The organism is Photorhabdus noenieputensis (genome assembly GCF_018448935.1).
Lineage (GTDB): Bacteria > Pseudomonadota > Gammaproteobacteria > Enterobacterales > Enterobacteriaceae > Photorhabdus > Photorhabdus noenieputensis.
In genome coordinates this window covers 79788-93955 of the sequence record NZ_RCWC01000012.1, presented here as the reverse complement: position 1 = coordinate 93955, position 14168 = coordinate 79788, and the positions used below count along the sequence as shown (strand labels likewise).

15 protein-coding genes are annotated in these 14168 nt (G+C 39.9%); 8 read left to right on the top strand and 7 right to left on the bottom strand.

Features of this window, described 5'->3' with window-relative positions:
- Positions 1-81: 81 nt before the first annotated feature.
- Complete coding sequence (locus EAE91_RS10675) at positions 82-1803, bottom strand: phospholipase D-like domain-containing protein (protein ID WP_214088485.1); 1722 nt, start codon at positions 1801-1803, stop codon at positions 82-84.
- Positions 1804-2315: 512 nt separating this feature from the next.
- Between EAE91_RS10675 and EAE91_RS10670 the strand changes: the two genes are divergently transcribed.
- The 5 genes from EAE91_RS10670 to EAE91_RS10650 all read left to right on the top strand — a co-directional run bounded on the left by EAE91_RS10670 (position 2316) and on the right by EAE91_RS10650 (position 5529).
- Positions 2316-2552: a ParD-like family protein gene (locus EAE91_RS10670; RefSeq protein WP_214088484.1), complete on the top strand. Its 237-nt coding sequence runs from the start codon at positions 2316-2318 to the stop codon at positions 2550-2552.
- A complete protein-coding gene (locus EAE91_RS10665; RefSeq protein WP_214088483.1) occupies positions 2521-2850 on the top strand; it encodes a type II toxin-antitoxin system RelE/ParE family toxin in 330 nt (109 codons plus the stop codon). Before EAE91_RS10670 ends, EAE91_RS10665 begins: the two co-directional genes overlap by 32 nt.
- Positions 2851-3220: 370 nt before the next feature.
- On the top strand, positions 3221-4276 hold the full coding sequence (locus EAE91_RS10660; RefSeq protein WP_214088482.1) for an alkene reductase: 1056 nt from the start codon (positions 3221-3223) through the stop codon (positions 4274-4276).
- A 181-nt stretch (positions 4277-4457) separates the two neighbouring features.
- The gene (locus tag EAE91_RS10655; RefSeq protein ID WP_214088481.1) at positions 4458-4859 is read left to right on the top strand and encodes a nuclear transport factor 2 family protein; all 402 of its coding nucleotides are present in this window, start codon (positions 4458-4460) and stop codon (positions 4857-4859) included.
- Between the two features lie 205 nt (positions 4860-5064).
- Positions 5065-5529, top strand: a complete 465-nt coding sequence (locus EAE91_RS10650) for an Rrf2 family transcriptional regulator (protein WP_110090544.1) — start codon at positions 5065-5067, stop codon at positions 5527-5529.
- A gap of 58 nt (positions 5530-5587) precedes the next feature.
- Here the strand turns inward: EAE91_RS10650 and EAE91_RS10645 are convergent, their stop codons facing one another.
- On the bottom strand, positions 5588-6628 hold the full coding sequence (locus EAE91_RS10645; protein ID WP_214088480.1) for a LacI family DNA-binding transcriptional regulator: 1041 nt from the start codon (positions 6626-6628) through the stop codon (positions 5588-5590).
- A 323-nt stretch (positions 6629-6951) separates the two neighbouring features.
- Here EAE91_RS10645 and EAE91_RS10640 point away from each other — a divergent pair, with 323 nt between their 5' ends.
- From EAE91_RS10640 to EAE91_RS10630, 3 genes are read left to right on the top strand one after another with little or no spacing between them, the layout of a single operon-like run.
- Complete coding sequence (locus tag EAE91_RS10640; RefSeq protein WP_214088479.1) at positions 6952-7395, top strand: PTS sugar transporter subunit IIA; 444 nt, start codon at positions 6952-6954, stop codon at positions 7393-7395.
- Positions 7396-7424: 29 nt separating this feature from the next.
- Complete coding sequence (locus EAE91_RS10635) at positions 7425-7712, top strand: PTS sugar transporter subunit IIB (RefSeq protein ID WP_214088478.1); 288 nt, start codon at positions 7425-7427, stop codon at positions 7710-7712.
- A 13-nt stretch (positions 7713-7725) separates the two neighbouring features.
- Positions 7726-8979, top strand: a complete 1254-nt coding sequence (locus EAE91_RS10630) for a PTS ascorbate transporter subunit IIC (RefSeq protein WP_214088477.1) — start codon at positions 7726-7728, stop codon at positions 8977-8979.
- A gap of 310 nt (positions 8980-9289) precedes the next feature.
- On the opposite strand, the gene EAE91_RS10625 is transcribed toward EAE91_RS10630, so the two are convergent.
- From EAE91_RS10625 to EAE91_RS10605, 5 genes are all read right to left on the bottom strand, one after another.
- Positions 9290-9985: a helix-turn-helix transcriptional regulator gene (locus tag EAE91_RS10625; RefSeq protein ID WP_214088476.1), complete on the bottom strand. Its 696-nt coding sequence runs from the start codon at positions 9983-9985 to the stop codon at positions 9290-9292.
- A 55-nt stretch (positions 9986-10040) separates the two neighbouring features.
- The gene (locus EAE91_RS10620; protein WP_244868780.1) at positions 10041-10718 is read right to left on the bottom strand and encodes a helix-turn-helix transcriptional regulator; all 678 of its coding nucleotides are present in this window, start codon (positions 10716-10718) and stop codon (positions 10041-10043) included.
- A 13-nt stretch (positions 10719-10731) separates the two neighbouring features.
- Entirely contained in the window at positions 10732-11193 is a 462-nt protein-coding gene (locus EAE91_RS10615) for a hypothetical protein (RefSeq protein WP_214088475.1), read from the bottom strand.
- 326 nt (positions 11194-11519) lie between these two features.
- Positions 11520-12296, bottom strand: a complete 777-nt coding sequence (locus EAE91_RS10610) for a MurR/RpiR family transcriptional regulator (protein ID WP_214088474.1) — start codon at positions 12294-12296, stop codon at positions 11520-11522.
- A gap of 513 nt (positions 12297-12809) precedes the next feature.
- Positions 12810-14168, bottom strand: coding sequence for a 6-phospho-alpha-glucosidase (locus EAE91_RS10605; RefSeq protein ID WP_214088473.1), 1359 nt, complete (start codon positions 14166-14168; stop codon positions 12810-12812).

Here is a 14168-nt window from a genome sequence, read left to right as displayed (position 1 = left end):
AAAAGTCATTTCCTTAATGTTTTTCAAGTTGTATTCCCGCCAGTAGTTGGCGGGAATATATTAGTAGACTTGTTGCGTACATCAAACATTTTTGTAATTAAATGAATGTATTCCTGAATATTTCCACAACGGTTCCCAGTAGGATTCTATGAAAGCTTTCACCGCATCTTCTCCCTCAATAAGATAATTGAACTCCGAAAGATAACCCGGATAGAGATTATCAGAACCCACCACGTAGAGTTCATCGTCAATTATTGTTACTTTTGCATGATTCCCAGGAGCAGGGGGAACTTTGGGATATACCGGACCACTTGCTTTAATTAAGGACCGGAATGGGCGTCCTATAGCGCCTATCTGTGGAGGTCTTTCAGAAAGAGACGGTTCTTTTAGCGTAGCAGTATAAGAGTTTTCATCCGGAGTTGGCCATTTGTATGTACTACCTTCAATCAAAAGATCTTTAGGCACTTTGTCTGTAAAGAAAAAAGGGGCAACCTCTATTCTTTTCAGTGCGGCTTGCCTGATTCCATCCGGATCTTCCAGCTTCTCATCGGTATGCTCATCATGTGTCAAATAGTATTTAAATATTTCAAACGTTCTTTTGGCTCCAGAACCAAAAGAATACTGATCGCCAGCAGCACCTGCTGCTGCATCAAGTGGCGATACAACAATTTGAACTTCCAGCTCGGGGTTGGCAAGTAATGCTTCGATCAACCATCGGCACACATGATGATCCCGCCATTGTTTTTTCCATGCACTGACAAGATCCTGTTGGGACATGCGAATTTTTTTCTTTGCATTCTTTATTATAAACTCTTTCATTATTTCAGAGCCTTTTTTATAATCCGTTCGCATATCAGGCCCAGACCAATATTTACCTACGGATAATATCCTGCTTGTTTTCTTATATTCTGGGTCTTTAGGCGGATTTTTTAGGCATTCTTCTTTTTTTCTGTCTATATATTCAGTAATGTGCTCTTTTTTTAATGGATCTTCCGGCTTTCCTACAATACCATTTGCATTAACCCATCTATTTTCATCTATATTAAAGAATTCTTTAGTTAAGAGGTCTGTATCAGACACCCACATGTTATTTAAAAATAATTGTGAGCTTAATGATGCCGTTCCTATAACTTTAACAGAGACATCATGAACTGGAGGGTAATTTTTAAAGAGATCCATATTTAAATTATGGCCTCCGACAAATGATTCAATTCCATCAACTGCGATAATTTTTGTATGATTCCATGTCATTCTGGTGTCATCTTCTGGAAATATTTCCTCTGGTAGCACCTTCTTCTGTAATGATACTTTGAGTCCGTCTACTATCCTGTAAAACCGACCAATCCATATTTCAGGTATACACTCCCAATTCTTTCTCCTTTCTTGAATTAATTTAATAATATCCTCCTTCAATGCCAGATATTCAGGAGTGCCTTCAAAGTATGAGTCCACACCGTTTAACAAAGATGTCGGTGTTTGAGCGAATAAGAACCTTATCTGAGTTCTATCCTTCCTATTTATTTTTTTGGTAAATGCTCTATCAATAGCTGATAGAATAACTTTTCTCCACTCTGCATCCGGGGCATTTAAGGAGGAAATATCACAGCGATAACGCATGTTTTCCAAAATGCTTACAATAGCATCTTCAAATTCCGCAGCTCTTTTAACCGCCTGCGGCATTATCTCTTTTCCAAAAGGAAGCCCCCATATTTTGGGAGTATCAAATATTTTTACGTAGTTGATTTCGCTTGTTTTATAGAAGTAACCGTCCAGTTTTTTTTGCAAACCATCCAATAAATTCATATATGTCCTCCGGGCAATAATTTTTTACATATCAACCAACAGCCTGCCAGCATCAGACAAACCATTTATAATCATAATCAATTTTTGATAGGAGGAGGCTAAAAAAGATAAAACTGGGATCACGTATTTTCAAACTTAATTTATTGCATCTACTCATTAAAGAAAGTTTCAAGGCTGCGTATTGCCTGGTTTTTTGTACCTTAATCGAGCTGGATTTCAGGCATTTAATCCCCAAAAAGGGGGGATAAATCGATTTTTCTGAATCATAAGTCCGAAATTTAGGCGATATCGACAATTCAATGAGGCCAGTTTTATTGAGAGTGAGAATAAAATTGGCCTTGCCGTGTTTTATTGCGTTGAGCAGGGGATTTTGAGAGGTCGCCTTTTGTATCACGGGAATAGACATATTGAAATCGTAATCAATGATTGCATAATGCGATAAAATATTGCATTTTATACATATGCGTTTTATGTCGCATGTAGTACAAAATCCCAGAGGGGCAAACTAAGCTATGGCTATCAGTATACGTTTGGATGATGATTTCGTGAATGATGTAAAAATTCATGCAGAAGCTTCAAGCAGAAGTGTACCTAAGCAAATCGAGCATTGGGCTAAGATTGGCCGCATTGCGGAGGATAACCCTGATTTGCCGTACTCTTTTATCCTTGATTCTTTACTGGCAAAAAGCGAAGTCAACAGCGGTAAGGTGTCGCATTATGTCAGAAGGACAAAAAGATCCAAAGATTGATGTTTATGAAACAAGACGTTTTTCTAAGGCATTATCCAGATTATCTGAGGATCTTCTTACGATAGTAGAAGATGAGATTGATAAAATAATTAATAACCCTGAAATCGGTGAGCAGAAGAAAGGTGATTTAAGTTTCCTTCGAGTTCATAAATTTCAGTTAAATAACCAGTTAACATTGCTTGGTTATTGTTGGGTTGAAGGGAAAATAGAGTTATACCTGTTGAACTTTGGCTCTCATGAAAATTTTTATCAGGAACAAAAGCGGCACAGAAAAACGGATTTAAAACTCATTGGATAGGGGCTCTATCTATTAGAGCGTTTCAAGGCTGCGTATTGCGTAGCCTTTTTTATGCCAGATCCCTACTCACTCAAATCAAAGGCGACAACTGGCCTATATCATTCTCAAACAAAGTCATTATTGTGTCACAACATTATCATCTTGCAGATATTCTAGCATCTGACGTTTTTGTCCTGTTGCTTTATGTAACTGTGTAAGTTACATTGATTCATGTCAGAGAAGCAGCTTGCTACTAAAGGCTCGGGAACAGAATCAAGAGGAATAGTTCACACTCCCTAATTAACGCTGTTTGTTTCTGGTATGACCTGGCTATGCACCTATTGATGATTTGCAACGAAGTGCATTTATTAATCTATATGAGAGAAAAGATATGCCTACACTTTTTGACCCAATTCGCATTGGTGATCTCGACTTGCCAAATCGCATCATTATGGCTCCTCTGACACGTAACCGTGCAGAAGGAGAAGGGCGTGTCCCTAATGCGTTGATGGCGGAATATTATGCTCAGCGTGCTTCTGCTGGTTTGATTATCAGCGAAGCGACCTCAGTAACTCCGCAGGGAGTTGGTTACGAGAATACGCCGGGTATTTGGTCAGATGAACAAGTTGCTGGTTGGCGGTTGGTCACGGATGCTGTGCATGCTGCCGGTGGGCGTATTTTTATACAGCTTTGGCATGTAGGGCGGATATCGGACCCTGTTTTCCTTAATGGAGAACGACCGGTGGCACCAAGTGCAATTGCGGCTGATGGTCATGTTAGCTTATTACGTCCAAAACGTCCTTTTGTGGTTCCACGGGCGCTTGAGTCTGAAGAAATTCCCGGCATTGTCGAAGCATTCAGGCGTGGAGCGGAAAATGCGAAAACGGCCGGGTTTGATGGAGTAGAAATACATGGTGCCAATGGATATTTGCTCGATCAATTCTTGCAAGATAATGCTAACCTGCGCACAGATCAATACGGAGGTTCAGTCGAAAATCGGGCTAGGTTGCTGCTGGAAGTGACAGACGCTTGTATTTCAGTTTGGGGATCATCACGTGTTGGCATGCATTTATCCCCACGCGGAGGTTATTACTCTATGGCGGATTCCAATCCTGTGGCGACGTTTGGATATGTAGCACGTGAACTTGGTAAACGTAGGATTGCTTTTATCTTCTCACGTGATGCTGTGGTTGATGGTGACTTAAGTAAGGTGATAAAAGAGGCTTTTGGGTCAACCTATATTGCGAATGAGGAACTTACTAAAGAAAGTGCCGAGCAAGTTCTTGTTGACGGCAGGGCTGACGCAGTGGCTTTTGGTCAATTATTCATCGCCAATCCAGACTTACCCCATCGGTTTTTGGTTAAAGCCCCATTTAATGAACAACAACCGGAAACTTTTATGGTTCCTGGTGCTATAGGCTATACTGATTATCCAGTGCTTACCTAGGTAAGGGGATATCTTACCCGCAATGGATAGCCTAACATGAAAGATGTTCGAATTGTTTTCCGGGGATGTTAATTTAAAGTTCTAATGGTGCTTTTTGGTTGAACGTCCCAAGATATCCGGCCGGTTCATTTTATAAGAACCGGTCATATTTCATTGCAGGATAATTTGAAGGAGAATGATAATGTCAGATTCATTAAATGTATCTATTGTTCGCCGTTTTTATGACTCTATGGGTGATATTGATGTTCTTCGCCAAATCATGGCGAGTGATGTTATTTGGGATGTTACCGAAGGCTCCCGATATGGTGGGATTTATGAAGGAATCGAAGATATATTAAATAATTTCTTTGTGCCATTTTTAAATGATGTTGATGATTTTGTTGCGGACAGTTCTGAATATTTTGAATCAGATGATCATGTTATTGTTCTGGGTAATTATTTGGGGCGGGTGAAGCGTGGCAAACGATTCATTGCTCGTTTCGTTCATATATGGACAGTGCGGGATGGACGGTTAGTTAAATTACAACAAACCGCCGATACACTTCAAATTGAGCGTGCTCATGCAGATTATTCCATTAGGTAGCATCGGTTGCCATGCTTGTAATATTAACTGAGCCGAACAATAGCATACGGCGGCAAAACGGAAGGAGCAGGAATGTTAATCAGACAAGTTAACATTCTGAATTTCATTTCTTGTTATGTGACGAAATTAGTGACATACTATGCGGCCTTTTTGTGCATATTTTGCTATTCTTCCATAACATCCTTAAGGTATACAGGATTTTCCAGTGCCAACATCTACCCGTTTTGCTGTTGCTATTCATATTCTCACCGATATCGCGCTTCACCACGGACAAGCCGTGCGTTCTGAGGATATTGCAAAAAGTGTGAATACTAACCCGACTGTTGTTCGCCGACTTTTAGGTGCCCTTGCGGAGGCTGGTCTGACTTATTCGCAAATGGGGCAGGGCGGGGGGGCGTTACTCGCCCGGCCGTCGAAGCAAATCTCATTATTAGATATTTATCGCGCAGTTGAAGATCCTCTGTATTTTACGTTGCATCGTTCTAAACCTAATCCCAAGTGTTATATTGGGCACAATATCACCCCAGTGTTAGAAGATGAATTCTCGCGTGTTACCTGTGTGCTAGAAACTGCTTTGGCTGAAACAACGGTGGCTGACATAGTAAATAAAGTTGAGGATTGCGCGGGTTTTCCTTTCACGCCACATGATCTCAGCCAGCAGGTAAAATAGTTACCACGATTACAGGTTTTAATCACAATGGATGTTTCATCATGGCGTTGTCATTTTGTTAAGCACTTTGTCTAGGCTCGAACTTATACGGAAATAGGTGATATTGGTTGTTTTGATATTTTGCTTCATCTTCACCTTGTTGATTGAGCAGTTTTATCAGCAACTTTCCGGTATCTCGGCCTATTTGGGGATAATCAATGCGAATTGATGTTAGTGTTGGTTGCGTGTGGTCACAGTTATCTGAACCTTCCAGACAAGCAATAGCCAAATCAGCGGGTATTTTAAGTAGACGCCGCTGACATTCAAATATGACACCTAAGGCAATCACTTCATGACTGCAAATCACACCTTCCAGTTCAGGTTGACGTAATAACATCTCAGTAATCGCCTGGCGACCAAATTGCATGCTAGCAGTATCCGAGGTAGTGATATTTTGGTCAGCATTCTGATAGTGATGCAACATGGCTTTATGCCAGCCATTAATTTGCTGATTGCGTAAACGGCTGTCCATTTGGGCACCAATATAACCGATATGCTTGCGACCATTATTTAACATATGTTCAGTCAACGTATAGGCGGCCGCGGAAAAATCGGTTGCTATATTAATTGCCGTTTGCTGTTGATGAGAACCTGCAACATTAATAATGGGAATATTGATATGAGAAATATTGCTATAGGTTTTATCTGCCAATGGTGAGCTGAAAATTACTAGTGCTGCTGCATTGCTTTGCAGTAGTGTCATGATAATTTCGGCTTCTTTATTATGGTCATATTCATGACATCCAAGTAAAACTTGAAAGGCATTTTTATTCAGCACCTGTTGCAGTGACTGTATAAATGTAGCACTGGCTTTATCTGTCAGTGAGGGCACAAGTACCGCGATAATATTACTTTGGCCTGAAGCAAGTACACCGGCAGCGCCATTTGGGATATATCCCAATTCCTGTATGGCTTGTTCAATTTTTTCTCGTAATTTATCCGATACCATTTCTGGTGTTCTCAATGCGCGTGAAACTGTCATTGAACCGACACCGGCATACTTAGCAACATCTTGTAATGTTACTCGCCCTGTATTACGGCGTTTTCGTGTCTTTCTCATCAAAATATTTTTCTGTTTTTTTAATTAACGGCTATGAATTTGACGATGGGATTCTACCTGATCTCAGGCAAGTGGTGGGAAAAAACCATGAATGTACTTTCGCTTTTTGGTGAATTAATCAGATAACAAATGATAGCGCTATCACAATAATGAGTTATGATCATAGATAGCGCTATCATTTGTGATTAATATCACTGGCAGAGGACAGAAAGCAGAAGACAGAAGACAGAAGACAGAAGACAGAAGACAGAAAACAGAAAACAGAAGTCGGAAAACAGAGGACGGATGGTAGAGAGGCGTGAGATTTTAATCAGGGGAAATTGATGCTAAAGGCGTTACTTACTCAAGATGTGATCCAAGTGATCCCGGATATTGAAAGTTGGTGCGAAGCAATCGCGGTTGCTTGTCAGCCTTTGGTGGAAAATGGCGCTGTTTCTTCTCGTTATATTGATGCTATTTATCGTTCGCATGAGGCAATTGGTCCCTATTATGTTGTCGGTCCAGGAATTGCTATGCCACATGCCAGACCGGAAGATGGGGTCAATAAATTAGCTTTAGCGTTGGCTGTGATTAGTAAAGGAGTGGAGTTTGGGTCTGAAGAAAATGATCCGATCAAATTGTTGATTGTCTTAGCTGCAACTGACAGCCATAGTCATATTGAAGTGATCGCTCAGCTTGCTGAGTTGTTTGATAATCAACAGGATGTTGCGTTGCTGATGAGTGCCAAAAGTAAAGAAGAGATTCTTGCCGTGATTAACCAGTATTAAGGCGCTATTTTTTGCTATGGGGAAACAGTATGAAAATCACCGTCGTTTGCGGACATGGGTTAGGTACCAGTTTGATGATGGAAATGAGCATTAAAAATATTCTGAAAGAGATGGGAATTGATGCCAGTGTTGATCACGTCGATCTGGGGTCAGCAAAAGCAACTCAAAGCGACATTTTTGTTGGTACTAAAGATATTGCGGAACAACTAGTTGTTCAAGCAGTCGATGGCAAAATTGTTTCGCTGGATAATATGGTGGATAAATCGGCAATGAAAGTACATCTGTCCGTGGCATTAGCAGAACTTGGTGCTTTGTAACCGGGAGGACGTCATGGAATTTTTCCATTTTCTGATGAGTGTCCTATCAGAACCTGCGATTTTGGTTGGTCTTATCGCGCTGATTGGTTTGATCTTGCAAAAGAAACCGGTGACTGAATGTATCAAAGGCACTATAAAAACCATTATGGGGTTTTTAATCCTCGGTGCGGGGGCTGGATTAGTCGTCTCTTCACTGGGAGATTTTGCTGAGATTTTCCAACACGCTTTTGGTATTCAGGGGGTAATGCCAAACAACGAAGCGATTGTTTCGATTGCGCAAAAAAGTTTTGGTAAAGAAATGGCAATGATCATGTTCTTTGCTATGGTGATTAATATTTTGATTGCACGTTTTACCCCGTGGAAATTTATCTTTCTGACCGGGCATCACACATTATTTATGTCCATGATGGTTGCGGTGATTCTGGCGACAGCAGGGATCAAAGGCATGATGCTCGTGGCTATTGGTTCTGTGGTTGTTGGCGTTGCTATGGTTTTTTTCCCGGCGATTGCTCATCCATATATGAAAAAAATAACAGGTTCTGACGATGTTGGCATTGGGCATTTTTCCACTCTTTCCTATGTTCTATCTGGTTTTATTGGCAGCAAACTAGGAAATAAAGCGCACTCGACAGAAGAAATGAATGTTCCGAAAAGTTTGTTGTTTCTACGTGATACACCGGTTGCCATCTCTTTTACGATGGCGATTATTTTCATGATCAGTTGTTTATTCGCTGGTGGTGATTTTGTGAGAGAAGTCAGTGGTGGGAAAAATGGATTTATGTTCTCGCTAATGCAATCTATTACCTTTGCCGCTGGTGTATATATTATTCTGCAAGGTGTGAGAATGGTCATTGCAGAAATCGTTCCCGCGTTTAAAGGAATTTCTGACAAACTGGTACCAAATGCCAAACCCGCGTTGGATTGCCCGGTTGTCTTCCCTTACGCTCCTAATGCAGTATTGGTAGGGTTCTTGAGTAGTTTTGTCGCTGGTGTTGTCGGTATGTTTATACTGTATGCACTCGGTATGACGGTCATTATTCCAGGTGTTGTGCCACATTTCTTTGTTGGTGCAGCGGCTGGGGTTTTTGGTAATGCGACAGGGGGGCGTAGAGGCGCTATTCTCGGGGCTTTTGCTCAGGGCTTTTTGATTACCTTTTTACCCGTGTTCCTGTTACCCGTCTTGGGGGATATTGGTATTGCCAACACGACATTCAGTGATGCTGATTTTGGCGCATTGGGCATTCTGTTAGGTATTATTGTTCGTTGATTGTGGATTTGGCATTGAAACAGGGGGTTATAAACACCCTGTCTCTTGCCAAAATGTTGATGTAAACCATTTGACTGTGGTAAGGCATCGGTCAATGCTCATAAAAATCTCTTGGTTTCATCGTTTTTTATATAAAGTCTTCAACAGAAATAAGAAAGTAAATTTTCAAAAAAATGATTATTTAGTCACGTTTTTAGCCCTTTATTTTAATTTGTCAAATTGTTATCCATATATAACTTAGGGAAATTTAAGCAAAATTCAGGTTAATTAAACAGAGCAGAGAGAAATATGTAGTAATGAAATCGATTGTTTATAGTAAAATATGGCCTATGGATTGAAGGTATTGAGGGGGAATATAAAGATCATAATTATTCTCTTTGCAAAGTATTCTTAGTTCAATTGCTGAGTTAACTGATAGTTTCTCATAGATACTTTCGAAATATTTTTCCACAGTGCGATATGAAATTTTCATTTCATCAGCGATATATTTATTGCTAACGCCACGGCAGAATAAAAAAATGATTATCCATTCTTTCTCTTTTAATAGATTGTTAGGTTGTTGAAATCGGATTGATATAGGAATATTGTTCTCCATATAATGAGATACGGTAAAATTGTGTATTTCTCTGGCATGAGAAATTATGCCAATACACTGTTTATTTTCATCCATTAATGGATATTTATCACAGAAATAGGATGTAGCTTGCTCATTTTTGGTATGAGGGAAAGTGCTAAGAGATGATATTCGTTGCATATCCTGCAATACCTTATGATCATGCTCCTCAAAAAGATGAGCAAACTGGTTAACGGGTGAGGGTAACTCTTTATCGGTATACCCAATAATATCAAAATTTTCAGGTAATTTATTAGCCTTAATAAACATTTTATTTGCATAAATAAAGCGGAACTCCTTATCTTTTACAAACCACGGTTCTGAGCTTTTATCCCACATATTAGTTAATTGAGGAGTAATAAAAGGGACTTTTTTACATCCTGATTGACTCATATTTGACCTTTATAACATTATTACCTTATAAAAAATTTGAATAAATAGACGATATTTATAAGTAAGACAATAAGAACCTTTTTGGCGCATAGAGATCAAAACTATTTAGTCGGCAATATTCCTCCAGTTGTGAGTCTGAGTTAACTTTCAAATTATTATAAATCTTTCTTATATATTCCTCTATGGTTTTATCTGAAATTTTGAGTAATTGACAGATTTGCGCCCTACTATATTTTTGCAGAAAAAGAAAGACAATTTCCCATTCCTGTTCAGTAAGAAGATGGGTTGGCGATTGAAATATAATAGAAGCAGGTAGTTTATTGTGAAATAGCTGAGTCGGTGAATTATCCTGAACTTTCCAGGCATGGAAAAGAATACCGATGCATTCACCTTTATCATCATAGAATGGAAATTTTTCCTGTAAATAAGATGATAAAACTTTATCACGGCCAAATACATGTGTCTGTAATGATAAAATACTTTCTTTATTTTTTATGACATGTAAATCGTGTGTAATAAAATTTTTGGCAAATTTATTGCCCTGCCAGGGAATGTCACTATCGTATTTACCTTCATAATCATAGTTGGCATTTATATTTTGGAGTTCAATCAATGCATCATTACCATAGAGAAAGCAGGAAGATTTATCTTTTATTCCCCACGGTTCATTGCTTACTTCCAGGGTGTTGATTATTTGTAGCGAAGGAATCGAGTTTTTTCTAGTCATATTCATGTAATATTTTGATTTAGGAAAACTGTTGCAAAGATTTCTCTGGTGTGTTGAGCTCAAAGTTATTGAGACAACGATATTCCTCTAGTTTCTGGCTAATATATTTTTGTAAGAACAGGAAAATGATAGCATGCTTAACTTGAGTAAAAAGTTCAAATGGTGCTTGGCACATAACGGATGCTAGTAATTTTCCATAAAACCGACAGATTAGAGAAAAAACTTTTGCTTTATTTACATGAAAGAGAGTACCAATACAGTGCTGTGAATCCTTATCTTCTGTAATAGGTGTAGGTAATTCACTTGCTGAAAGTTCGGTAATATTAGAGTTTTTAGATAAGTTGAGTTGTTGGCAAAATAGCGGATTGGCATAGATAGATTTTGACTGGCAATGTTTAGTTTCCCAAAGATTATAGTTTTTTTTCCATAGGTAAACTAATTGCGGAGTGATATTATTTTGTTTGTTTTTTATATTTAACATGACAACTCCTTAATGAGTGTTTAAATCATTATCTGAAGAGTTTTTCTACTGATTTCATCTAAAATAACCTGATTATATAACAGATTGCAATAATTAATTCGTATAAAAATAAAATTTATCGATTTTTACCTAAATCTGTTAATCAAATAGTTTATTATTTTATGTAAAAATACCTTTATGTGAGAAAATATAAACACCATTATTATTTAGTGCCAAAATTATTTAAGTCGGTCTTATACCGATTTGATTTAATAGTTAACATCTCTTTCTCTGTCCTTATTTTTCTTGGCTGTCGAGATTATATTGTATGGTTTGTGTTCAGTGAATTAAGACGTTGCCTGTAATAATAATAAATCGATGAGCATGATCAGATTAGACTCGAATGAAGTGATTTCGTTGATTTCCGCATCGAAATAAATTGCCTCGTCATACAGTGCAAAGTGCACATCAGCCAGTGAAGCCAATGGATTAGCAGATGAGCGGGTGAATGCGATGACTGTCATGCCAATATTATGAGCAATGCGTACTTTATCCAACACCTGTTCTGTCTGACCGCTGCGAGAGATAGCAATAAAAACTTCATATTTCATTGCATTACTTAGGAAGATCTTACGGCTATCTCCTGGGCCGGATCTAAAAGCCGTTTTCCCTAGCACTTGCAATTTCTGTGTCAAATAATTGACAAATAGTTTGGAAAAACCAGCTCCATAGAGAAAAAAGCTCTCTTTTTCACGTAGCAGAGTACTAAAACAAGACATTTTCTCTGGTGTGACTAAAGCAAAAGTTTTACGGTAATTAGTAACAAAGTGTTCAAATGTATCAGGAATTATCTCATCATGGTGGGGCTGAGTATTCCCGAAAATAGACGCTCCGCTGGATAGCAATTGTTTGCAGTACCAAATAAATTCACTATAACCACTGAACCCTAATTTCTGGCATAAACGCATAATAGTGGCGGGAGAGATGAACGTGGCCTTTGCCAGTTCACGTACCGTAATCTGCCCAATCAGCAATGGATGTGCGGTCAAATGGGATAACACGCGGTATTCCGCGCGAGTTATTCTTTCGGTGCGCTGTAATAGAGGTGCTAACCGATTATCCATTATTTATCCAGTGATAACAGGCAGATAAACTGCCATATCCATATATACCCGTCATCTTTCAAGTTGCCTCTTTGTTGGCTGCACTCGCTCACCCCGGTCACATAGTTATCTATGCTCCCGGGGATTCGCTCCCTTGCCGCCGCGATGCATCTTGAAATCTATAAGGTATATACCCGTTATCCTTCAAGTTGCTTCTTTGTTGGCTGCACTCGCTCACCCCGGTCACATAGTTCGCTATGCTCCTGGGGATTCACTCCCTTGCCGTCGCGATGCATCTTGAAATCCATAGGGTGTAGTGTTTTTAATTTATAGCATCAATAACTTAAATATTGATTTTGCCGGCCAGTTAAAGGCAATAGAGAGGCTTATCAAACATCTCTGCTATTTGTTCGGTAATCCAATTGTGGTGAATTTTCTTAATCTCCTCAAGATAGTGATTGCCGGACAGTGAGCCGGCTCGCATAAAAATCTTTTTTTCTCTGCAAGAAAGGCAGATTATAGGTCAAATATAGGTTAAATTGCTTCACCGTGGTGCCAAGCTTGGTTAAGTGTAGGCCAATAACCTTGGTTAGCTTCGATCATTTCATCCAGAATCGCTTTAGCTTGTTGCATAGTAGGGACGGTACGATTCAGAGTGAAGGCTTGCAGCACTTTCTCATAGCTACCTTCTAATGCCGCTTCCACTAACAACTGTTCTGAAGCCAGTTGTTGCGCTAGCAGCGCCTGATGAAACAGGGGGACGTTCCCTATACTTACCGGCTCAGGACCTTGAGCGGTAATGTAAGCGGGTATTTCCACCATTGCATCATAAGGTAAGTTAGCGATAGCGCCTCTGTTCTCGGTAATCACCAGATGGCGCTGACGCAAATCAAAAGCCAGTGAACATGCTACATCAACAATAAAAGCGCCGTGTACCCCGACATGGAAAGCGTCAGGTAAAATGCCTGTGCGTTTAAACTCAGCCGCTGCTTTAAACAACTTCTTTTCGCGACCATCCATCACTTCATTGGCGCGGGTATAGTCAGGATTTTGGTGCTCAACAATGTGGTTTGGCATCAGATAGTACTGCAAATAGGGATTCGGCACATAATCAGGAAAATGGTCCATGATCGGCTTGATATTACGCCAGGTTTTAACCCATGACGGGTCCGCATGTTGCGGATCTGTCTGTGCTGCATCCGCAGTCAGTAGGCCATACTGAGCGATATGACGACGCAATTCAGGCAAATGATCTTTTCCGTTCACCCATACTTTGGTAAACCAGCCGAAATGATTCAAACCAAAGTAATCGACGGTAATATCATGGCGATCCACACCTAAAATCGCTGCCATGTTGCGCATAGCGGCCACTGGCATATCACAAATATTGAGTACTCTGGCTTGTGGGCGTAAGCGGCGTATTCCTTCAGCAACGATAGAGGCGGGGTTAGAGTAATTTACGATCCAAGCGTTGTCTGCGTAGCGCTCTACCAAATCGATCAATTTCACCATTGGCATGATAGTGCGTAGGCCGTAAGCCAATCCGCCAAGACCACAGGTTTCCTGACCAATTACGCCGTGGCGTAAGGGGATCTTTTCATCCTGTTCTCGCATTTTGTACTGACCAACACGTATTTGGGCAAAAACAAAATGGGTACCGCTAAAGGCTGTTTTTGCCTCGCTTGTTACGACAAAGCGAATCGTCTGGCTATGCTCACGTATCACTTTTTCCACTACCGGCGCAATAGTGTCTTGCCGGTGAGTATCGATGTCGTACAAACGAATTTCCGCTAATGGGAAGTCGTTTAGCCGTACCATCAGGCTTTTTACGATACCTGGCGTATAGGTACTACCGCCGCCGGCGATAGTTAAAATGAAAGGGGCGTTAGCCAT

What these genes read in the sequence shown, in the direction of transcription:
- EAE91_RS10625 (WP_214088476.1), bottom strand. Translation starts at nt 9,985, where the DNA reads ATGAGTCAATCAGGATGTAAAAAAGTCCCTTTTATTACTCCTCAATTA.
- EAE91_RS10620 (WP_244868780.1), bottom strand. Translation starts at nt 10,718, where the DNA reads ATGAATATGACTAGAAAAAACTCGATTCCTTCGCTACAAATAATCAAC.
- EAE91_RS10635 (WP_214088478.1), top strand. Translation starts at nt 7,425, where the DNA reads ATGAAAATCACCGTCGTTTGCGGACATGGGTTAGGTACCAGTTTGATG.
- EAE91_RS10665 (WP_214088483.1), top strand. Translation starts at nt 2,521, where the DNA reads ATGTCAGAAGGACAAAAAGATCCAAAGATTGATGTTTATGAAACAAGA.
- EAE91_RS10630 (WP_214088477.1), top strand. Translation starts at nt 7,726, where the DNA reads ATGGAATTTTTCCATTTTCTGATGAGTGTCCTATCAGAACCTGCGATT.
- EAE91_RS10615 (WP_214088475.1), bottom strand. Translation starts at nt 11,193, where the DNA reads ATGTTAAATATAAAAAACAAACAAAATAATATCACTCCGCAATTAGTT.
- EAE91_RS10660 (WP_214088482.1), top strand. Translation starts at nt 3,221, where the DNA reads ATGCCTACACTTTTTGACCCAATTCGCATTGGTGATCTCGACTTGCCA.
- EAE91_RS10675 (WP_214088485.1), bottom strand. Translation starts at nt 1,803, where the DNA reads ATGAATTTATTGGATGGTTTGCAAAAAAAACTGGACGGTTACTTCTAT.
- EAE91_RS10645 (WP_214088480.1), bottom strand. Translation starts at nt 6,628, where the DNA reads ATGAGAAAGACACGAAAACGCCGTAATACAGGGCGAGTAACATTACAA.
- EAE91_RS10655 (WP_214088481.1), top strand. Translation starts at nt 4,458, where the DNA reads ATGTCAGATTCATTAAATGTATCTATTGTTCGCCGTTTTTATGACTCT.
- EAE91_RS10640 (WP_214088479.1), top strand. Translation starts at nt 6,952, where the DNA reads ATGCTAAAGGCGTTACTTACTCAAGATGTGATCCAAGTGATCCCGGAT.
- EAE91_RS10605 (WP_214088473.1), bottom strand. Translation starts at nt 14,168, where the DNA reads ATGGCTAACGCCCCTTTCATTTTAACTATCGCCGGCGGCGGTAGTACC.
- EAE91_RS10670 (WP_214088484.1), top strand. Translation starts at nt 2,316, where the DNA reads ATGGCTATCAGTATACGTTTGGATGATGATTTCGTGAATGATGTAAAA.
- EAE91_RS10610 (WP_214088474.1), bottom strand. Translation starts at nt 12,296, where the DNA reads ATGGATAATCGGTTAGCACCTCTATTACAGCGCACCGAAAGAATAACT.